The following is a 20,182-nucleotide window of genomic DNA, read 5'->3' on the forward strand; positions in this document are numbered from 1 at the left end:
AAAAAACTAAAATGATAAGAAAACTAAACAATTTCCATTTTTAGTTTAAAGCAGAACTTTTTCTTAAAAAGCGACTAAAAAGCTCATGTCTAAAGTGAGTAAGATAAAACATATAAATTTGAAAAATTCCCTTATTTTGTTTAGCGCACCAATTTTTAAATCGCTTTTTTAGAATACAGAATATAATCGCAAACTATTTAAAATTCAGAAAAACGATTTAGATTTTTTCTTCGAAAGGAATTTCAATATTAAATATCTCGCTTAAAAGCAATACAATTTCTTCAACATAAGAATTTAAAACAGCCTTAGAAACCGTAATTTCCAGGTCTTTTTCTTCTTTAAATCCAAATGGCAAAAATCCTGATTTTAAATTTTTAAAAGAGATAATACCAACTTCAATTGGCGTTTCTCCAGCCAGTTCTTCGTACATAAAAGCATAAGCTAACACTTGAATGATTTTGTCGTTTTTAAGCTCTTGTGTTAAACCATTCCAGGATTTAAGTACAACATTGGCTTTTTCTACTTTTCCTGTCTTATAATCAACGATTCTTATTTTTCCGTTGCGAAGTTCAATTCTATCTACATTTCCTTTAATTAAAACCGGAAATGGCAGTTTTGGATGAGTTAATTCACGTTCAAAAGTTTTCTCCAATGCAATTATCTGAATCGCATCGCCATTTTTAATTGATTCTAATTCAATTTTCAAAAAATTAGAGACATTTCGTTTTGCTACTTCAAACGCAAGAAGATTTCTTCCCTTTTTAATTTCACCTTCTTTGTAAACCAGTTTAAATTGTTTTAAAACTTCATCATCCAGCAATTTAAAGCAATTTAAAATATCCGTTTCAGAAATAAACTTTCCAACAAAAGGGTCATATAAAGCTTTTAATGTTTCGTGAATAATAGTTCCGAGTGTGTTTAATGCAATATTTTCTTCTACTTCTTCTACCTCGCGAATACGAAGGATTTTTTGAAAATAAAAATCTATAGGATTACGAATATAACTTGTTAATGCCGAAGGCGAAAACCCTTTTGACGCAATTTCTTTTAATCGTTCCATAACCGCTTCTGATTTAGGAATGACCATTGGCTGGTAAGCCGTAGAAGGCAGAACTGGGTTGTAAATATCAAAAGTCAAATTATGTCTGGATTTTTTTTCGACTTCAAGCTGCGTTATAAAACGGCTTCTTTCGCCGGCATCTAATCCGTCATTTTCGGTATTATAAATTAAATAAATATTCTTTGCACGCTGTAGTAAATGATAAAAATGATAGGTATAAATTGCATCTTTTTCTTTAAAAGTTGGCAGACCTAATTCTTTTTTAACATCATAAGGAATAAATGAATTTTGGGATTTTCCTGCCGGGAATTTCCCTTCGTTCATCGAAGTAACAATTACAGTTTCAAAATCAAGAACACGACTTTCAAGAACTCCCATAATTTGAAGTCCGCGCAAAGGCTCGCCTTCAAACGAAACTTCTGCTACATCAATAATTTGTTTGTAAATAGCATGAAGTGTGTCAATATTATCAATATGCTTGTGCTGTGAGTAATAATTGATGAGTTTATTTATTACTTTAAAAACAGCATAAACAAAAGTTTTTGCAATTTTTTCTTCTTCATTATCATTGCTGAAATTCTGTTTTATAAGCAGTAAAACTGCCGAAATATTTTCAAGAACAGCAATTGATCCATTTTCCCATTTTTGAAACAATAACGAAAACAGTTTTGAAGGATTTGGATTTAGATCCAAAATTTTATTCAGCGTAATAAAAGTATAATTATTCTCTTTTATAATTCTAACTAAATGATGCACATTTGCATAAGGCTCTACCAAAGGATGCGTTAAAATATCGAGTACATCTTTATAATAAAAAACATAGCTTCCACCAGCGCGGGAAAGCGCATTTGTATGCATTTTAAAAAATTTTGCCACTAATATCTGCGAAGGATTTTTTTTTCCCGAATATCCCATCGTGATATTCAAAGCCCCAACAGAAGAAGGAAGTGAATACAAAACAGGAATTAATAAATTTTCTTCGCCTAAAACCACCGCAACTTTATCTAAAGAAGCTGAAGGATTATTATTAATTAAATCTTCAATAATACTGCCTGCAATTTTAGCCTGTCCAATAGTTTTTGGCGTACCAATTACCTGAATGTTTTTGTTTTGAGAAAAATCATCTACAATCCATTCAAATGGATGAGATTTATAGTATTTCCAGCTCTCTTTAAAACGACGTACAAAAAGTCCTGCATCATGAAACGGATCATTCAAAAACGTTTGATCGACATCCCAATAAATTTTAGCCTGATCAAGTGCCAAAAGATGCTGCACTATTTTTTCTTCGGCAGCGTTTAAAGCATTAAACCCCGCAAATATAAAATTGCGATTTGTAATTGTATTCGAAAAATGATTTAGATTATTTACGGCTTCTCTATAAATCAAGCCTTGGTAACCTATTGACTTATTTAGCAGATGATTATAAAATGAATCGTAATATAGAGGAAGGAGTTTCCAGAAGTCAATATAATTTTCCAGAAGTTTGGTTTTGTTTTCTACTTCAATTCCCCATTTCTTAATATCCTCAATATCTTTCAAGTAAGACAAAACATGATACGGATCCAGAAGATAACGATCAATTTCATTAAAATCCTGTAAAAGTGTCTTTGCCCAGTTAGCAAATAATTCGAACGATTGTTGATGCTGTTTCTCAGTTATTGACAAATAAACTTCATAAAATTCAAACAACAGCTCAATAGAATCAACTGATCTAATTGATGCTACATCCTGTACAAAATCTTCAATACTTATAATTTCCGGAGAAAGAATTGTTTTTGATGTTTCTTTTTTAAGAGCTTCAATGAGGAAAACTTTGGCTCTTTTATTAGGAAGTACAATGGTAGTTTCAGAAAATTTGTCTGAAAAATTTTCTATTACAACACCAGCAATTTTCTCTAAGAAAGAAGTATTTATCATAGGATAAAAATAAAAAAAGCCATTCAATTAAGAATGGCTTTTCTATTATTTATTTACTAAAGTAAATTATAGTTTACCTTGGTATTTAGAACCTACGTGTTTAATTTCAGTTCTTCTGTTTTGAGCTTTACCTGCAGCAGTTTTGTTACTAGCAACTGGTTGAGAAGATCCAAAACCTTTAGCTTCTAAGTTTTCTGGGTTAACACCTCTTTCAACTAAAGCGTTTAATACAGCGTTAGCTCTATCCTCAGAAAGTTTTTGGTTTACTTTCGCAGAACCTGTACTATCTGTGTGTCCTTCGATGCTGAATTTAGCGTTAGGGTAGTTTTTAAGGATTTCTTTAATAGCATCTAATCTAGCTGGAGTTTCTTTGTCACCAGTTTTGAAAGTAGCTTTTCCTGAGTTGAAGTAGATTGCTCTAGCTTGAACTTTAAGATCTTCTAAAGCTTGAGAAGTTACTTCAGGACATCCTCTGTTACTAGCTGGACCAGGAACTGTAGGACAATCGTCATCTTTATCTAATACACCATCTTTATCAGCGTCTAAGAAAGGACAACCACCATTTTCTTTAGGACCTGCAACTGTAGGACATTTATCGTCTTTATCAGCGATTCCGTCACCGTCAGTATCAGGACAACCTTTTAAAGCAGCTAAACCTGCAGTATCAGGACAAGCGTCATCTTTATCAGCAACACCGTCACCGTCTCTATCAGGACATCCGTTTAATGCAGCTAAACCAAATTCGTTTGGACAAGCATCAGAAGCATCAACGATTCCGTCACCGTCAGTATCAGGACATCCGTTGAATTGTTTTAAACCAGCAACATCTGGACAAGCATCATCTTTGTCGTAGATTCCGTCTCCGTCAGTATCTTTACCTCCGAATTTGAAAACTAAACCTGCAGTGTGTTGGAAGTGAGATGGAGCATCTGGAGTTCCAGATACATCTTGTCTATCACCACTAACAGCCCATTTGTATCTTGTAGCTAACTCAAGACCAATAGCATCTGTAAACCAGAAAGTAACACCAGCACCTGGGTTAACAGTTCCAAAACTGCTATCTCCGAAGAAAGTATAACCACCACCAACAGATAACGAAGGATCAACCACTTTAGATTTGATTAATTCTTGGAAGCTGTATTTGATAGTAGCATCAATTCCGTAGTACATTAAGTCACCAGGATTAGAAACAACGTTTCCTCTCGCATCGTGCCCAGCAGCAGTTGGAGCGAAAGTTACATATTTATCAATTTTGTTTACAGATCCTTGTAAACCAACTGAGAAACCACTCCCTACATATCTAGATACTCCAATGTAAGATAATGATGGTAAAATATTCCAGTTGTCTTTTACTGCGAATGGCTGCGAGAAGTGCTGATCAAAAAATCCACTTCCTGCTCCCGAACTTGTTCTCGTATCCACAGCATTAACCCCAAAAGAGATCGCCCATGGATTGTTACTGTCTTGCGCGTGTGAGCTTAAACCCATCGCCATCAATACAGCAACTAAAAGTTTGTTAAGATGTTTCATACTTAATTTTTTTAATTACAATTTAGTTAATTACAAGCAAAAGTAACACCAAATTTTTTAAATACAAAATCAAATGTTAAAAAAAACCTACAAAAAAACACCAAATGTGGCAATTATATAACTTTTAACATTTTACCTGTTAATTTAAATGCTTCTATAGCCTTGTCTAACTGTTCTTTGGTATGTGCGGCCGAAAGCTGGACTCTTATTCTTGCTTTATCTTTAGGAACTACCGGAAAGAAGAATCCTATTACATAAATTCCTTGTTTCAAAAGTTCGTCTGCCATTGTCTGCGATAATTTGGCATCATAAAGCATAACCGGAACAATTGCCGAATCGCCATCGATTATATCAAAACCGGCTTCTTTCATTCCTTGTTTAAAATAATTAGTATTCCATTCCAGTTTATCTCTAAGCGTTGTATCTTTTTCTAATAATTCGAAAACTTTTATTGAAGCCCCAACAATAGCCGGCGCAAGTGAATTCGAAAACAAATACGGTCTTGAACGCTGACGCAGAATTTCAATTATTTCTTTTTTAGCTGTAGTATATCCGCCCATTGCCCCTCCAAGTGCCTTGCCAAGAGTTCCTGTAATAATATCAACACGCCCCATTACACCTTTTGCTTCCAGCGTACCTTTTCCTGTAGCACCAATAAATCCGGCAGCATGGCATTCATCAACCATAACTAATGCATCGTACTTATCTGCGAGGTCACAAATTTTATCAAGTGGCGCTACTAAACCGTCCATAGAAAAAACTCCATCTGTTACGATTATTTTAAAGCGGGCTCCCGCTTCATTTGCTTTGATTAATTGTTGCTCCAGATCTTCCATATTACTATTTTCATAGCGATAACGAGCTGCTTTACATAAACGAACTCCGTCAATAATAGAAGCATGATTTAAACTGTCAGAAATAATTGCATCATTTTCACCTAATAAAGGTTCAAAAACACCGCCGTTTGCATCAAATGCTGCAGCATATAAAATTGTATCTTCTGTACCATAAAAATCAGCAATTTTTTTCTCTAATGTTTTATGAATATCCTGTGTTCCGCAGATAAATCGAACAGACGACATCCCGAACCCGTGAGTATCCATTACATCTTTTGCTGCCTGAACAACATCAGGATGCGACGAAAGCCCCAAGTAGTTATTGGCACAAAAATTTAAAACTTTTTCTCCTGTAGAAATTGTTATCTCTGCACCTTGCGCAGACGTGATAATACGCTCTTTTTTGAAGATTCCATTTTCTTCGATTGTCTGCAGCTCACTTTGCAGATGTTCTTTAATTTTACCGTACATTTTTAAATTTATTTAAAACGTTAAAAATTAACAACTTAGCAATAAAAAAGCCACGTTATTTCTTTAACATCTGATTAATTTTTTCACAAATTTACCACTTCAATATCCGACCCTATATATATCAAAGCCTTTTTTAACACTTTGTATCCTAAATCCTCAATGGCATCTTGATATTCTTGAATTTGCTGCTGATATTTTGACTTAACAGCTCCAGTTTTATAATCCAAAAGATAAGCTTCCTGATTATTTGTCAACACTACTCTATCAGGTTTTAGAATTTTACCTGCTTTTTGAACAATCGTCTGCTCATTTAAAATTTTATATTCTCCATTAAAACAAATACTCAATTCCGGATGATTAACAATTTCATGAAGCGTCTTTAAAACCATTTCCGACTGATCAATCGTAATTAATCCATTTTCGAGCGCTTTTACAATGGCGAGATCTATATCTGATTTATCTTTTACAAAAGCTAAAATTTCATGTACAATATTTCCATAAGAAATAGCTTCTTGTTGATGAGTCCCCCACATTAGGGCTTCGCGTTGTGCAATTTTTATATTTTTTGGATTTAAAACCTCTTTTACAATTGGTATTGTTTTAACCAAATCAACTGTTTTTTCAGACTTTGAGAGTTTTGTTTTATTTCCAAATTCGTATTCCAATTTTTCAGCATCAAAAATTCCTTTATGCATTAAATATTTTATAAAATACGATGCCATATTATTGGGCAGCTCTCCGTCTTTTCTTTCCTTCAGTGATTGCGAAATAATATACAACTGCTCTTCGGCACGTGTCAATGCTACATATAAAACATTAATATTATCCAGCAATTCTTCTTGCTTTTTCAGATTAAAAACTGCCGATGCACTTTCACCAAAACCTTCCACCGCACTACTGTTATCAATAAGAGCTTTTGGAATACCCAAATCAGTTTCTTCAGCATCGAGCCACAACTTATCTTTTGGTTTTCTATTATAATCTTCTTCTGCAAAAGGCATAATGACAACCGGAAATTCCAATCCTTTCGATTTATGAATAGTCATTATTCGAACAGCATTATTTCCTTCTGGAGATGGAATACTGAATTTCTCTGAGTTCTTATCCCAAAAACTCAAAAAGTCTGCAACTCCTGCCTGATTACGAATATCTCTTTCTAAAACAATATCCAGAAAAAACTGCACATAGGCATTTCCTTCAGACGGAAGTATAAATTTTGAAATGATAATTTCTACTGCTTCATAAAGCGACTTTTTTCTAACATTTTCAAAAGAAAGTGAAACATCAAAATTTAAAAGCCATTTTTCAAAATCCTCTTCAAATCTCTGCGCCATTCCTTCGGCAATAAAATCATGTATTGGCAATTCAATTTCTTTATTTTCGGCCAAAAAATGAAGAAAATTAGCTTTTGATTCTAAATCGGCATTATTATTTAAATATCGCAGGAGATTAATAATCAAACGGACTTCAGTCGCATTTTTAATCATTAATGTTTCTGATGATAAAAGCGGAATATTCTGTTCTGTTAAGTAATTCGCAATCGCAATTCCCTGATCTCTTTTTCGGGTCAAAATCACGATATCTTTATATTCAAATCCTTCCCGAATTACTTTTTGAATTGTATTTAAAGTTCCCAAAACATACAAATCTGACTTTTCGATTACTTCATCTTCATCTGCAAAATCATTTTTTTCTATTATTGGAAGAAATGTAATATTGACATAACCGCCTTTTTTGGAATTTGTATTTTGAAAACTATGATTTTCATATAAATCTTTATAATCTTCATTTGAAAATTCTGAAGAAATCAGTTTAAAAAAAGCATTATTAAATTCAATTACTTCGCTATAACTTCGATAATTTGTATTTAAATGTCTGATAGCTTTATCCGGATTTACAAACGGGTTTACATCTTTACTTAATTCAATAAACTGTTCTGCTTTTCCTCCGCGCCAGCGATAAATCGATTGTTTTGGATCTCCAACAATCATCAAAGTTCCTTTATTTCCTAAATCGTCTAATCCGGAAAGTGAATTGTCGATAAGCGGAATCAGATTCTGCCATTGCATTTCTGAAGTATCCTGAAATTCATCAATAAAAAAATGGCGGTATCTTTCACCCAAACGTTCATAAATAAATGGCGCCGGCTGATTTTGAATTTCACGATGAATTATGGCATTGAATTCTGAAATAGATAAAATATTCTGTTCTGATTGAATTTTAGCTAATTCATTGCTCACTGTATTTAGCAACGAAAGCGGTGTTATATTTTTCAGAAAGGCTTTATAAAAATCTCTTTTTTCGAAGTTTTTATAAATCTTCTCCAAAATCGAAAGTAAGTCTGGAATTATATTTTCGATTAAAGTTCTGTCTTTTGCCGTTTTATTAATAGCAATATCATCGAACTCATGAAAAGTTTTATTTCTTGGATTGAACTTTCCGTCACGAATACTTTCTAAGTGATTTGGAAATGTTCCTCTTGAAAAAGATTTTAAATCTATTCCGTTTTGATCAATTAACGAAAGAGCTTCCTTGGCAAACTCTTCATTTTCTGATTCAAGCTCTTTGCACAAAGCCAGCATTTTCTTTTTAATCTCAACAAACTCTTCGATTGTTTTATCATTAAAATGCAGAATTTCGTTTCGATTATTTTCATTTAAAACCAAACGTCCGGTTTCCAGAATCTCTCTCGAAATATCCCAGCTTTTATCGTCGTCGGTTTTTTCCATTGTAAAATCGATCAGCAGTTTTGTCAGCGTTTCATCCTGACCAGCCTGAGCGATAATAGCATCTACAGCTTCAACCAATAAATTTTCGGTATCTAACGTGACTTCAAAAGTCATGGGAAGATTTAAATCGTGTGCAAAAGCCCTGATTACTTTATGAGTAAATTTATCAATAGTAGAAATATCAAAAGCAGTATAATTATGAATTAAGTGTTTAATGATACTTTGTGATTTTACTTTTAGCTGAATAATAGAAAGCCCAGTGTCTCTGGACAAATCTTCCATTAAATCCACTGCTTTTGCAGAAGGTTCTTCTTTGGCAAACTCAGACAAACTACCCACAATACGGCTTTTCATTTCATGAACCGCTTTGTTGGTAAATGTTATTGCCAAAATATTACGATAAGCATCGTTTTTGGGAGAAGAAAGAATAATTTTTAGATATTCTTTAACCAAAGTATAAGTCTTTCCTGATCCTGCAGAAGCATCATAAATGGAAAAAGACGGACTTTGCATAATTCTGATTTTTTGTATGGTAAAAATAACACATTAAAAAACTAAATCCCAATAATTAAAAATTCCAAATTCCAATATTTATGCAATAAGCATTATATATTGGAATTTGGAATTTATTTATTTTAGAATTTTAAAATCCTTATGCGTGTTTTGGGAATGCTCTTTTATTGAAAACTAATAATATTCCAACTCCTGTCGATATTGCCATATCGGCAACATTAAAAATAGCATTGAAGAACATAAAATGTTTACCTCCAAAAAATGGAAGCCATGATGGAAGTTCTCCTTCCCAAATAGGAAAATAAAACATATCTACAACTAAACCATGAAACCATGTTCCGTATGGTTCCGGTGAAAAAATTGTAGCCAGATTATGCGTACTGTCATCAAAAATTACTCCGTAAAAAACAGAATCAATAATATTACCGGCAGCTCCGGCAAAAATTAAAGCAATAGAAACTATTAAATAGGTTGAATGTCGTTTTTTAACCGAATCAGAAAGCCAGTAAGCGATCCCGCATACTGCAAAAATTCTAAATACAGTTAAAATTAATTTTCCATATTCGCCAGGTATTTTTGTTCCCCAGGCCATTCCTTCATTTTCAATAAAATGAATTCTAAACCAATCAAAAATCACAACTTCTTCACCTAAAACAAAGTTTGTTTTTACATAGATTTTAGAAAGCTGATCGACAATTAAAACTAAAAATATAAGGAAATACGCTTTTCGTAATGACATTTTATGAATTTTTGATGCGCAAAAGTAACAATTAAATCAAAAAAAACGCTCCATTAGGAACGTTAATTGTTTTGTAATAAAACTAAATAAAAGCTGCCTGCTAAATATTAAGTTTTAAATCTATTATTTTGAAGCCGTTTTTGCCGGGCTGTCTGTAAAGAAATCCGATATTGATTTAAAGATTCCTTTGCTTGGTTTTCCCGCTGCTGCTCTCTTAGCTTCAGTCTTTTTTACCTCTGCTTTAAATTTAATACGTAGTTTTTCAAATTCCTTCAATCTGTGCTCGACGTCAGAATTCACATCTTTGAATTTCAATACTTTAGCCATAGTGTAAGTTTTTTAAGTAAAAAAATAAAATATTTAACGATTTGGTTTTACAATAATACATAATTTAATTTATATTTGTTAATAAAAATTAACACTTGTTTAGGAGAAATCGCAACTACAACCTATAATACATTACCAAAAACGAATTAATTTTAACATTTCCCCAAACCTTACAAATATGAATGAAATAACTACTATTCTTAACAACTTTTTGGTCGACACTAAAGCAAGCGCTGCTTTAATTTTAAACGGAAAAGGAAAACTAATCACTTCCCTTAATCTTGACTACAGTGACAGTATTGCCGCAATGAGTGCCGCAATTTTATCAATGAGTGAAAAATTTTTAATTGATTTAGAAAAAGGCGCTTTAAAACAACTTTACTTAAAAAGCTCCGATGGGGTTGTCGTCGGAAATAAAATAAGCGGTTCCAACTTCGTGATTGTTTTTTCAAAAGAAGGAAGCAACCTTGGCTTATTAATGCATTCTACAGATGAATTATCTGCAGAGCTAAGCAAAAATTCCCTATTAAAATAACATACGTCTATTAACCACACAAAACCCCAAAAACTATGAGTAACGATTTTTTAAACGTGTTTTTAAATGAAATGAAAACAAACGTAAACGGCTTTATAGCAGTTGCTGTAACAGAAATTGAATCAGGATTAAGCTTTGGAAATATCACTATTGATCCTGGTTTTGATCCTGAATTAGCTGCCGCTTACAATTTGGAAGTTGTAAAAGCCAAACTGAACGCTGTAAAAGCATTAGGATTAAATCAAGACATTGAAGATATCTTGATTACACTTTCAAATCAAATTCACATTATTGACATTTCGCCAAACAAAAAGTTTATGATTTATCTTGCTGCAGACGCAAGTAAAGCAAATCTTGGAATGACAAGAGCAGTTTTAAGAAAACACAAAGCTGATTTAGAAAAAAATCTTGCTTAATTTTTCATTTTAATTAGAACTATCTTAAAAGATGGTTCTAATTAAAATATTTTTTTTCTCACTTATTTCGACCGTTTTTCTTTCTTACAAAAAGCACCTTTGCTTTTTGGATACATCTTTTATTGTTTGCAATTAATTTCTTTCAAAAACAATAAAATACCTCAATGCCCTTAAATACTCAAAACATTAAACAAAAAAACGCCCCTGAAAGGAGCGCTTTATTTGAGTTTATTTTAATTATCTCTGCAAGTTTTTAGCTTCGATACTCATTGTTGCGTGAGGAACGATTTTAAGCCTTTCTTTGCTGATTAATTTTCCTGTTACTTTGCAGATACCGTACGTTTTATTTTCAACGCGGAATAAAGCATTTTTTAAATCACGAATGAATTTCTCTTGTCTAATAGCCAACTGAGAGTTTGCTTCTTTTGACATGGTCTCACTTCCTTCTTCAAAAGCTTTAAAAGTTGGAGAAGTATCATCAGTTCCGTTATTCAAATCGTTCATGTATGCACTTTTAATCAAATCAAGATCTTCTTGTGCTTTTTTAATTTTTGCCTGGATTATTTCTTTGAACTCTGCTAAATCTGCATCAGAGTATCTTGTAATTTCATCTATCATTTTATAATTATTTTGAAATTAATATCACTGTTTTAATATCATCAAACTCAATTTCTGTGCCGTTTTCTAAAACGTCTGCAAAAACCAGGTCTTCTGTTAATGTTTCTGATTTAATGTAATCTTCATTTTTTGAAACCGCCTCTTCTAAAAGACCGTCTCTTTTAAGTTGAACTTTAATTTTATCTGTAACCTCAAATCCAGAATCTTTTCTGATGTTTTGAATTCTGTTTACTAATTCTCTCGCGATACCTTCGTTTTTCAATTCTTCGGAGATTGTAATATCAAGCGCAACCGTAATTTCGTTTGAATTAGCAACCAGCCATCCTTCGATATCCTGCGATGTTATTTCGACGTCTTCTAATGATAAAGTTACATTATTTCCTGCAATAACAATATCCAGCGTTCCCTGCTTGTCCAACTGGTTAATCTGATTCGCAGAAAATCCTTGTATTTCCTTAGAAATCAAGCCCATATCTTTACCAAAACGCGGTCCTAATGTTTTAAAATTAGGTTTAATTTGTTTCACCAAAATACCAGAATCGTCATCTAAAAACACGATTTCTTTCACATTTACTTCTGCTTTTACAAGGTCAGAAACGGCTTCGATTTCAGCACGATGATTCTCGTCAAGTACCGGAATCATTACCTTTTGCAGAGGTTGACGAACTTTTATCATCTCCTTTTTACGTAGTGATAACACCAAAGATGAGATCGTTTGCGCCTTCTGCATTTTGCTTTCCAACGTTTTATTAACAAAGTTTTCGACAAATTTTGGGAATTCAGCCAAGTGAACACTAGCAAAATCCTCGGTTCCCGTCGAAGTTGTTAAATCGCGGTACAATTTATCCATAAAAAATGGAGCAACCGGAGCGCTTAATTTACTGATTGTAAGCAAACAAGTATAAAGCGTTTGGTAAGCAGCAATTTTATCTTTTGCGTATTCTCCTTTCCAGAAACGACGACGGCATAAACGAACGTACCAGTTACTTAAGTTTTCCTGAACGAAATCAGAAATAGCTCTTGTCGCTTTTGTCGGCTCGTAATCTTCGTAACATTCGTCAACAAATTTTATTAACGAATGCAATTCAGAAATAATCCATTGATCGATTTCCGGTCTTTCGTTTAACGGAATTTCAGCTTCTTCGTATTTAAATCCATCGATGTTTGCATATAACGAGAAGAACGAATACGTATTGTATAATGTTCCAAAGAACTTACGCTTAACCTCAGCAATTCCTTCAAGGTCAAACTTTAAGTTATCCCACGGATTTGCATTCATAATCATGTACCAACGCGTAGCATCCGGGCCGTTTTCTGCAATGGTTTTAAACGGGTCTATCGTATTTCCTTTACTCTTAGACATTTTAATTCCGTTTTTATCCAAAACAAGACCATTTGAAACTACGTTTTTGTATGCAATTTTATCAAAAACCAAAGTTCCGATTGCGTGAAGCGTATAAAACCATCCTCTAGTCTGGTCTACTCCTTCAGCAATAAAGTTTGCTGGAAAATCTTTGTTTTCATCAATTTTTTCTTTGTTTTCAAAAGGATAATGCCATTGTGCATACGGCATTGCTCCAGAATCAAACCAAACGTCAATCAAATCACTTTCACGCTTCATTGGCTGGCCAGAAGCCGAAACTAACGTTATTTGATCTACTACATTTTTATGCAAATCGATTAAATCATAGTTTGATTCGTCCATGTTTCCGATTTCAAATCCTTTAAACGGATTTTCTTTTTGGAAACCTGCTTCGATCGATTTCTCGATTGCATTGTACAATTCTTCAACAGAACCGATAATAATTTCTTCTTTTTTATCTTCTGTTCTCCAGATTGGCAACGGAATTCCCCAATATCTAGAACGAGATAAGTTCCAGTCGTTGGCATTTTTAAGCCAGTTTCCAAAACGTCCTTCACCAGTAGATTTAGGTTTCCAGTTGATAGTTTCGTTCAGGTCGAACATTCTATCTTTTACATCGGTTACTTTAATAAACCATGAATCTAGTGGATAATATAACAACGGCTCATCTGTTCTCCAACTGTGTGGATAACTATGTACGTATTTTTCAACCTTAAAGGCTTTATTTTCTTCTTTTAATCGAATAGCGATTTCAACATCTACAGATTTCTCCGGAGCCTGTCCTGCATCGTAATATTCGTTCTTAACATATTTACCAGCTAAATCACCTAAATGAGAAGTGAATTTCCCTTGTAAATCTACTAAAGGCACTGCATTTCCGTCTTCGTCTAAAACTAACATTGGCGGCACTTCTGGTTTTGCTTCTTTTGCGACTTTAGCATCATCCGCACCAAAAGTCGGCGCTGTATGCACAATTCCTGTTCCGTCTTCTGTTGTTACGAAATCACCAGAGATTACTCTAAATGCGTTTTCAGCATTTTCATAAGGCAACACGTAAGGCAATAATTGCTCGTAACGGATTTCTACTAAATCTGCTCCTTTTGCTTCGGCTAAGATTTTATATGGAAGTTTTTTATCGCCGTTTTTAACATTGTCAAAATCAGCATCGTCTTCACTTAAGAAAAATCCTTTTCCAAATTGTTTTCCAACTAAGTTTTTAGCCAGAACAACATTGATTGGCTCAAAAGTATATTGATTGAAAGTTTTAACTAAAACATAATCGATTTTTGGACCAACAGTCAAAGCTGTATTTGACGGAAGTGTCCAAGGAGTTGTCGTCCAAGCTAAAATGTGGATGTCCCCAAAACCTTGTAAAAACGAAGGTAAAGTTTCTGGCAATGTTTTAAACTGAGCAACAATTGTTGTATCAGTCACATCACGGTAAGCTCCCGGTTGGTTTACTTCGTGAGAAGATAATCCTGTTCCTGCTTTTGGCGAATATGGCTGAATTGTATACCCTTTGTATAACAAACCTTTATCGTAGATTTGTTTCAAAAGCCACCAAACAGACTCCATATATTTTGGTTTATAAGTAACATATGGATCTTCCATATCTACCCAATAACCCATTTTTTCGGTCAAATCATTCCATACGTCGGTATAACGCATAACGGTTTTTTTACACGCTTCGTTATATTCTTCGATAGAAATCGTTTTACCAATATCTTCTTTTGTAATTCCTAATTCTTTTTCGGTACCCAATTCTACAGGCAAACCGTGAGTATCCCAACCAGCTTTTCTTTTTACCTGAAAACCTTTCTGAGTTTTATATCTGCAAAAAATATCTTTAATCGCACGCGCCATTACGTGGTGAATTCCTGGTAATCCGTTTGCTGAAGGCGGACCTTCAAAAAATACGTAAGGTTCAGCACCTTCGCGAGTTGTTACACTCTTTTCAAATATATTTTCTTTCTTCCAAAAATCAAGAACTTCAGACGCTACAGTTGGTAAGTCAAGTCCTTTGTATTCAGTAAATTTTGTACTCATTTTATCCTTTTCTTAAACGAGGTGCGAAAGTAAGGAATTTTGAGGAAAATAGATAAAAGATGACAGAAAAAAGACTGGTTTGAGGAAATTTATAACATAATTTTTAACAAATGCCAAGCTTTTGCAGGATTTACAAAAAAGAAAGCTCAGAATACTCAAATATTTAAACAAAAAAACTACAGCTATCGAACTGTAGTTTTTTCTTTATTTTTTTGATTTTATTATTTGCAGGCATCTAGTGCTTCTACAAATTTCATAAACGCATTAAGATCATTTTGAAATTCTGTTCCGTTTGTTCTTGCTGCTAATTTCGGACAAGGCCTTGCTAATTCAGCAAATTTTGATTTCGTATTCATCTGCCAGCCAACAGAACTTGTTGAAGCTCCAAAAGCATCTTCTTTCTTTTTAATAATTATCTCATTGTTTTGGTATCCGTATAATGAAATTGTTTTTCCATTTAAAATTTCACGAACAAATCTAAATACCGGTTTTGATCCCGCTCTTAAAGCTTCTTTAAAAGACACTGTTGAATAAAAATCATTTTCCTGAATTGTTAATCTTGTCACCTGATCTGCAAAATAAGTTTTGAAGATATGATTGTGATTTCCGTTTTCGTCAGGAATACTTACTGAAACTTTTCGATCTAAATTACCTAAAGCATTTATTCTCGAATATCCTGAAACAGTATCATTTGTAGTCAGAATAAGAGAGATCAATTGATATTTTGGATCATTTTTTAAAAAATAATTAGGATCTAAATTGATTACATCAGAATCTTCATTCTTAATTCCGTTTGATCTAAGTTCTACATCCATGTGCCTGCTTTTAACCTGATTTACAGCAAACATTTCTCTTAAACTTTCATTTTTGATTTTTATACCTTCTGCATCTGAAGCATCGTATTTATTAGCAAGTAATTTAGCGCACCAAATATCTGATTCGTCTGGCATGTCTAAATAATGATAAATAACAGCAAGATTAAAATATGCCTCATACCTAAGTTTTCTGTGTTTTCTTTCATCTTCGGTATAAATCTTGTCAAGTCCTTCAAAATACTTTATTGTTGGTTCTAACTCTGCTTTTAAAGGGGCAACATCCTGATTATATTCCATTTTATTAAAAATAGCTTTAATACTTGTAAGCGCTTTTACATTGCTTTCATATTCCGGATGTTTTTTAGAATCCAGAATCCATAAATAATCTGAAGTCTGCTCTACTATATAGCCATAATCACGGTTTAATCTGCTTTCCATATTATAAACTATATTTGACAAGTAACTGCTTCTTAAAACTGCTGAAGATAAAAAACTACTGCTGTTTGACTCTCCCTGATTTCTAAATGACAGTTCTTTTGTATAAGTACGTTCTAAACTGTATTTTTTATTTAAAGATGGTTCTGAGGCACAAACTACATTGTAACTTCCAAAATCTTTACATTTAAAAACATTTGTATATATAGTTACCGGAACTTCTATTCCATTTGCATTTCTTTCAAAGACCACTTGCTTTCTTACTTCTTGCAAATTGGAAATCGAATTTTCTAAATTGAAAACAATTTCTAAATATCCATTTGAAGCCACTCTAGAAAATCCGTCTATACCTGAATTCTCTTCCAGATATTCTTTTGCGCTTTTTGCTTCAGTTGCGTTATAGAGATTAACGGTAATGCTAAAATTTCTGTTTTTTCGGTCTAAAACAGGTTTTGGAGGCAGATTTACATATGAGACATTAAAACTATGCGGATCTAAATCAACTCCTTGCGAAAAAGCTGGTATTACTAAAATAAGTAATAAAAAAGTAATTATTCTTTTCATATAGATTTGTTTTGGTGCGCCAAATATATGAAATTTGGATACAGTTGTTAAGAAAAGATTTCTTTCAAAATATCCAGTGATTTAGGTTTTTTAAAGCCCTCTAAATGGAGACTGTAATAATCAATTAAAATTTTAAGAAGAATTTGTCTTTCTGCAACATGAAAGACTTTTTGATTATTATCAAATTTTAAATCAAGAAGTTTTTTAAACAAATTTGTTTCATGTTCTGAAAGTGCAGTTGAAGCATGAAATTGATTAAAAATTCCTTCTCTCATTTCAAAATATGGCAGATCAATTTCAGATATATCGGGATAAAAACCCAGATATTTTGTTGTTTCTAAAAGTAATATTAAGTGAAAATTTGAAATCTCATCATGATGATCGAGCCACGTTAATGCGGTTTCTAAAAATACAAATAGCGGTTCATTTTTTTCTTCTTCCTGAATGGAATGATGAAGTATTTCGGACACAAACATTACTATCGTACTTTTAAAAATATCTGTATGTATGGTTTGAAAAGGAACGGCAGTTTTTATTTCTTTGAAATTCTCAAGCGTTCCTTTGTTTTTATGAACGGCTTCGATTTCTAAAATTGACAATGGCTGAAAATAGGCAATTTTCTGACTGGCTTTTCTGCTTGAAAATGCATCACGCACAAAATAGGATTTTAAACCATTCGAAAGCGTAAAACATTTTACAATCAGGCTTTTTTCCTGAAATTTTAAAGATGAAATTACTATGGCTTTGGTTTTGACCTGCATTTTTTACCTATTACCGTGACTGAATCATAATATTTTAAAATTACAATTTTATGCTTTTATCTGTTTTTAAAGCACTTGCAAATTTCTTTGTAAATATATCAGCTCCTTTGCTATTTAAATGAGTTGCATTATAAAAAAGTGTTTTATCATAACAGATTTCATCATTAGAATAATCATAAAAACTCAAATTATAGCGCTTAGAAAATTCTTTATAAATACCAACCACCTCTTTTCTATTTGATATAAATTTTTGCCCTTCAATATATTCAGGCGTATAAACGAAAATTAAATTTATTTCCATCCCTTTACATTCTTTAATAAAAACTTCAAGAAGATTCTTGTAATTTTTATTCAATTGTACTTTATATGATTTTTGCTTAGCTTTAAGCCTCTCAAAATCAGCACTCCATTCTCTATCCATAGCCAAAAAGCCTTTGTATCTTAATTGATTTTCAGGAATACCATTCATAAAATAATTCAAACTCTTTTTTAGCACAATTGTTTTACCAATGTATCTAACTAGAGGAATACAATAATCCCAGCTATTGTAACTAATATACGAGCTTGTATATTTTTTTATATTTTTATTCCACAACATATATGGAAGATATTGATCAGCTTCATACAAACCATCTGTTTTTTGCAAAGAGAAAATATCAGTTGATAGAATTATTGTTTTGGGCTTATTATTGTGTTTTAAAAATTCTAAATGCCGTAAATATTGCAAATCAAATGAATGCCCATCATTTCCAAAATTATAAACAGACAAACTTAATGAATCTCTAATTATTTTAGGATCAATATGAACCCATGCTCTTGACGATCCATAAATTGCAATATCACAATTTGCTTTTGAATTATATATATCATTCATAACTTCAAATTCACCAGGATATCCAGTTGATTTGTTTAGATAATATGAAATACAACAATCAAGAGGATAGGTTACAGCAATTAGAGGCAGTAAAAAACAAAACACCTTCAGAATAAATCTTTTCATACATTAAAACTGAAAATATATAAATTGCTGTTCTTTACCGCTAAACCAGAATATAGCTATAATAATTACATAATACAAAGCATATCTAAAAACAGGTTTCCATTTCAATCCTAATTTAGCTATCGCAAACTGTTCTTCTCTGCCAAACCATTCAACTATTGTAAAAAATAATAGAATAAGAAATAATGTCCTTTTAAAGTCATCTCCATGGTATTTGGGAAAAGTAAATAATGAACTTGAAAATATTTCTGAAATGTAAGCTAAGGCATGTTCTAAATTATTTGCCCTAAAAAATATCCATGCAAAAACGGTCAAACTAAATGTTAAACCCATTTGAAAAATTTCTTTTAAATTGGGCATGTATTTGCCTTGCGCTACAATATCTAGATTTTTTCTGTTTGTATTAAAAACAATCGAAGGCATAATATACAATGCATGTAAAAAGCCCCAGACTATAAAAGTCCAATTGGCTCCATGCCAAAATCCACTCACCAAGAAAATAATAAAAGTATTTCTAACTTTCTTCCACATTCCGCCTTTACTTCCTCCTAATGGAATATACAAATAATCTCTAAACCAGGTTGATAAAGAAATATGCCATCTACGCCAGAATTCTGCAATGTCTCTGGAAAAATAAGGAAAGGCAAAATTCCTTAGCAAATCAATACCAAAAAGACGCGCTGTTCCTATTGCAATGTCAGAATATCCTGAAAAATCTCCATAAATTTGAAATGCAAAAAATACTGCTCCTAGTACAAGTGTACTTCCAGAATATTCTGCAGAATTGTTAAAAATATCATTGGCATATTGGGCGCATTGATCTGCTATAACAACTTTTTTAAATAATCCCCACAAAATTTGTCTTAACCCATCGACTGCTTTTGTATAATCGAAAACTCTTTTTCTTTGAATTTGAGGAAGAAGATGTGTCGCTCTTTCTATTGGTCCTGCAACAAGCAAAGGAAAGAAACTTACAAATACTGAATAATCAACAATATTTTTTTCAGCACTTATCCTTTCTTTATAAATATCAATAACATAAGAAAGTCCATGAAAAGTATAAAATGAAATTCCTACTGGCAGTAAAACATCTAATGTCAAAGGATTTATATGAACTCCAAAATTAGCAACGGTTTCTGCAAAAGACTCAACAAAAAAGTTGTAATATTTAAAAACCCCCAGAAAACCAAGATTTATTGATATACTAAACCAAAACCAAAACTTTTTAGCTGCTTTACTATTAGATTCGGATATCTTAATACCAGAAAAATAATCTAACATTGTAGAAAAAATTAATAGAAATAAAAATCTCCAATCCCAGCAAGCATAAAAAAAATAACTTGATAACAGCAGTAGAATATTTTGAGATTTGAATGATTTATTCAATATAAACCAATACAACACAAAAACTATTGGTAAAAAAATTGCAAAATTTAAAGAATTAAAAAACATTAAGATGAGCTGTGATTTAAAATGATTCGATTAATTTTAATTAATATAAAAA

Annotated in this window: 14 protein-coding genes; 2 read left to right on the forward strand and 12 right to left on the reverse strand. The window is 32.4% G+C overall.

The window, feature by feature from the left end:
• Positions 1-217: 217 nt before the first annotated feature.
• The 6 genes from ABD859_RS03895 to ABD859_RS03920 form a co-directional block, all read right to left on the reverse strand.
• Positions 218-2,980, reverse strand: coding sequence for a PD-(D/E)XK nuclease family protein (locus tag ABD859_RS03895; protein ID WP_345140516.1), 2,763 nt, complete (start codon positions 2,978-2,980; stop codon positions 218-220).
• Between the two features lie 66 nt (positions 2,981-3,046).
• The gene (locus tag ABD859_RS03900; RefSeq protein WP_345140519.1) at positions 3,047-4,510 is read right to left on the reverse strand and encodes an OmpA family protein; all 1,464 of its coding nucleotides are present in this window, start codon (positions 4,508-4,510) and stop codon (positions 3,047-3,049) included.
• Positions 4,511-4,623: 113 nt separating this feature from the next.
• On the reverse strand, positions 4,624-5,817 hold the full coding sequence (kbl, locus tag ABD859_RS03905; protein ID WP_345140522.1) for a glycine C-acetyltransferase: 1,194 nt from the start codon (positions 5,815-5,817) through the stop codon (positions 4,624-4,626).
• An 83-nt stretch (positions 5,818-5,900) separates the two neighbouring features.
• On the reverse strand, positions 5,901-9,059 hold the full coding sequence (locus tag ABD859_RS03910) for a UvrD-helicase domain-containing protein (protein ID WP_345140525.1): 3,159 nt from the start codon (positions 9,057-9,059) through the stop codon (positions 5,901-5,903).
• 139 nt (positions 9,060-9,198) lie between these two features.
• Complete coding sequence (locus ABD859_RS03915) at positions 9,199-9,798, reverse strand: lipoprotein signal peptidase (RefSeq protein ID WP_345140528.1); 600 nt, start codon at positions 9,796-9,798, stop codon at positions 9,199-9,201.
• A 123-nt stretch (positions 9,799-9,921) separates the two neighbouring features.
• Positions 9,922-10,125, reverse strand: a complete 204-nt coding sequence (locus ABD859_RS03920) for a hypothetical protein (RefSeq protein ID WP_345140530.1) — start codon at positions 10,123-10,125, stop codon at positions 9,922-9,924.
• Between the two features lie 178 nt (positions 10,126-10,303).
• Here ABD859_RS03920 and ABD859_RS03925 point away from each other — a divergent pair, with 178 nt between their 5' ends.
• Together ABD859_RS03925 and ABD859_RS03930 are read left to right on the forward strand one after the other, a co-directional pair.
• Positions 10,304-10,660 (forward strand): roadblock/LC7 domain-containing protein, encoded by a 357-nt coding sequence (locus tag ABD859_RS03925; protein ID WP_012022790.1) that lies wholly within the window; start codon positions 10,304-10,306, stop codon positions 10,658-10,660.
• Positions 10,661-10,695: 35 nt separating this feature from the next.
• On the forward strand, positions 10,696-11,076 hold the full coding sequence (locus ABD859_RS03930; protein WP_345140534.1) for a hypothetical protein: 381 nt from the start codon (positions 10,696-10,698) through the stop codon (positions 11,074-11,076).
• Between the two features lie 237 nt (positions 11,077-11,313).
• On the opposite strand, the gene ABD859_RS03935 is transcribed toward ABD859_RS03930, so the two are convergent.
• The 6 genes from ABD859_RS03935 to ABD859_RS03960 all read right to left on the reverse strand — a co-directional run bounded on the left by ABD859_RS03935 (position 11,314) and on the right by ABD859_RS03960 (position 20,130).
• Positions 11,314-11,694, reverse strand: a complete 381-nt coding sequence (locus ABD859_RS03935; protein ID WP_012022792.1) for a TraR/DksA family transcriptional regulator — start codon at positions 11,692-11,694, stop codon at positions 11,314-11,316.
• Between the two features lie 7 nt (positions 11,695-11,701).
• Positions 11,702-15,103, reverse strand: a complete 3,402-nt coding sequence (ileS, locus tag ABD859_RS03940) for an isoleucine--tRNA ligase (RefSeq protein WP_345140537.1) — start codon at positions 15,101-15,103, stop codon at positions 11,702-11,704.
• A 221-nt stretch (positions 15,104-15,324) separates the two neighbouring features.
• Positions 15,325-16,917, reverse strand: a complete 1,593-nt coding sequence (locus tag ABD859_RS03945; RefSeq protein ID WP_345140540.1) for a hypothetical protein — start codon at positions 16,915-16,917, stop codon at positions 15,325-15,327.
• 47 nt (positions 16,918-16,964) lie between these two features.
• Positions 16,965-17,678, reverse strand: coding sequence for a DNA repair protein RecO (gene recO / locus ABD859_RS03950; RefSeq protein ID WP_345140543.1), 714 nt, complete (start codon positions 17,676-17,678; stop codon positions 16,965-16,967).
• Positions 17,679-17,718: 40 nt separating this feature from the next.
• Positions 17,719-18,678 carry an SGNH/GDSL hydrolase family protein gene (locus ABD859_RS03955; RefSeq protein ID WP_345140546.1) on the reverse strand — a complete coding sequence of 320 codons (960 nt, stop codon included), beginning with the start codon at positions 18,676-18,678 and terminating at the stop codon, positions 17,719-17,721.
• Positions 18,679-18,681: 3 nt separating this feature from the next.
• Positions 18,682-20,130 carry an MBOAT family O-acyltransferase gene (locus ABD859_RS03960; protein ID WP_345140549.1) on the reverse strand — a complete coding sequence of 483 codons (1,449 nt, stop codon included), beginning with the start codon at positions 20,128-20,130 and terminating at the stop codon, positions 18,682-18,684.
• Positions 20,131-20,182 lie beyond the last annotated feature (52 nt).

It is taken from the genome of Flavobacterium ginsengiterrae, assembly GCF_039539785.1.
GTDB classification, from domain to species: Bacteria; Bacteroidota; Bacteroidia; order Flavobacteriales; family Flavobacteriaceae; genus Flavobacterium; species Flavobacterium ginsengiterrae.

What these genes read in the sequence shown, in the direction of transcription:
- ABD859_RS03895 (WP_345140516.1), bottom strand. Translation starts at nt 2,980, where the DNA reads ATGATAAATACTTCTTTCTTAGAGAAAATTGCTGGTGTTGTAATAGAA.
- ABD859_RS03900 (WP_345140519.1), bottom strand. Translation starts at nt 4,510, where the DNA reads ATGAAACATCTTAACAAACTTTTAGTTGCTGTATTGATGGCGATGGGT.
- kbl (WP_345140522.1), bottom strand. Translation starts at nt 5,817, where the DNA reads ATGTACGGTAAAATTAAAGAACATCTGCAAAGTGAGCTGCAGACAATC.
- ABD859_RS03910 (WP_345140525.1), bottom strand. Translation starts at nt 9,059, where the DNA reads ATGCAAAGTCCGTCTTTTTCCATTTATGATGCTTCTGCAGGATCAGGA.
- ABD859_RS03915 (WP_345140528.1), bottom strand. Translation starts at nt 9,798, where the DNA reads ATGTCATTACGAAAAGCGTATTTCCTTATATTTTTAGTTTTAATTGTC.
- ABD859_RS03920 (WP_345140530.1), bottom strand. Translation starts at nt 10,125, where the DNA reads ATGGCTAAAGTATTGAAATTCAAAGATGTGAATTCTGACGTCGAGCAC.
- ABD859_RS03925 (WP_012022790.1), top strand. Translation starts at nt 10,304, where the DNA reads ATGAATGAAATAACTACTATTCTTAACAACTTTTTGGTCGACACTAAA.
- ABD859_RS03930 (WP_345140534.1), top strand. Translation starts at nt 10,696, where the DNA reads ATGAGTAACGATTTTTTAAACGTGTTTTTAAATGAAATGAAAACAAAC.
- ABD859_RS03935 (WP_012022792.1), bottom strand. Translation starts at nt 11,694, where the DNA reads ATGATAGATGAAATTACAAGATACTCTGATGCAGATTTAGCAGAGTTC.
- ileS (WP_345140537.1), bottom strand. Translation starts at nt 15,103, where the DNA reads ATGAGTACAAAATTTACTGAATACAAAGGACTTGACTTACCAACTGTA.
- ABD859_RS03945 (WP_345140540.1), bottom strand. Translation starts at nt 16,917, where the DNA reads ATGAAAAGAATAATTACTTTTTTATTACTTATTTTAGTAATACCAGCT.
- recO (WP_345140543.1), bottom strand. Translation starts at nt 17,678, where the DNA reads ATGCAGGTCAAAACCAAAGCCATAGTAATTTCATCTTTAAAATTTCAG.
- ABD859_RS03955 (WP_345140546.1), bottom strand. Translation starts at nt 18,678, where the DNA reads ATGAAAAGATTTATTCTGAAGGTGTTTTGTTTTTTACTGCCTCTAATT.
- ABD859_RS03960 (WP_345140549.1), bottom strand. Translation starts at nt 20,130, where the DNA reads ATGTTTTTTAATTCTTTAAATTTTGCAATTTTTTTACCAATAGTTTTT.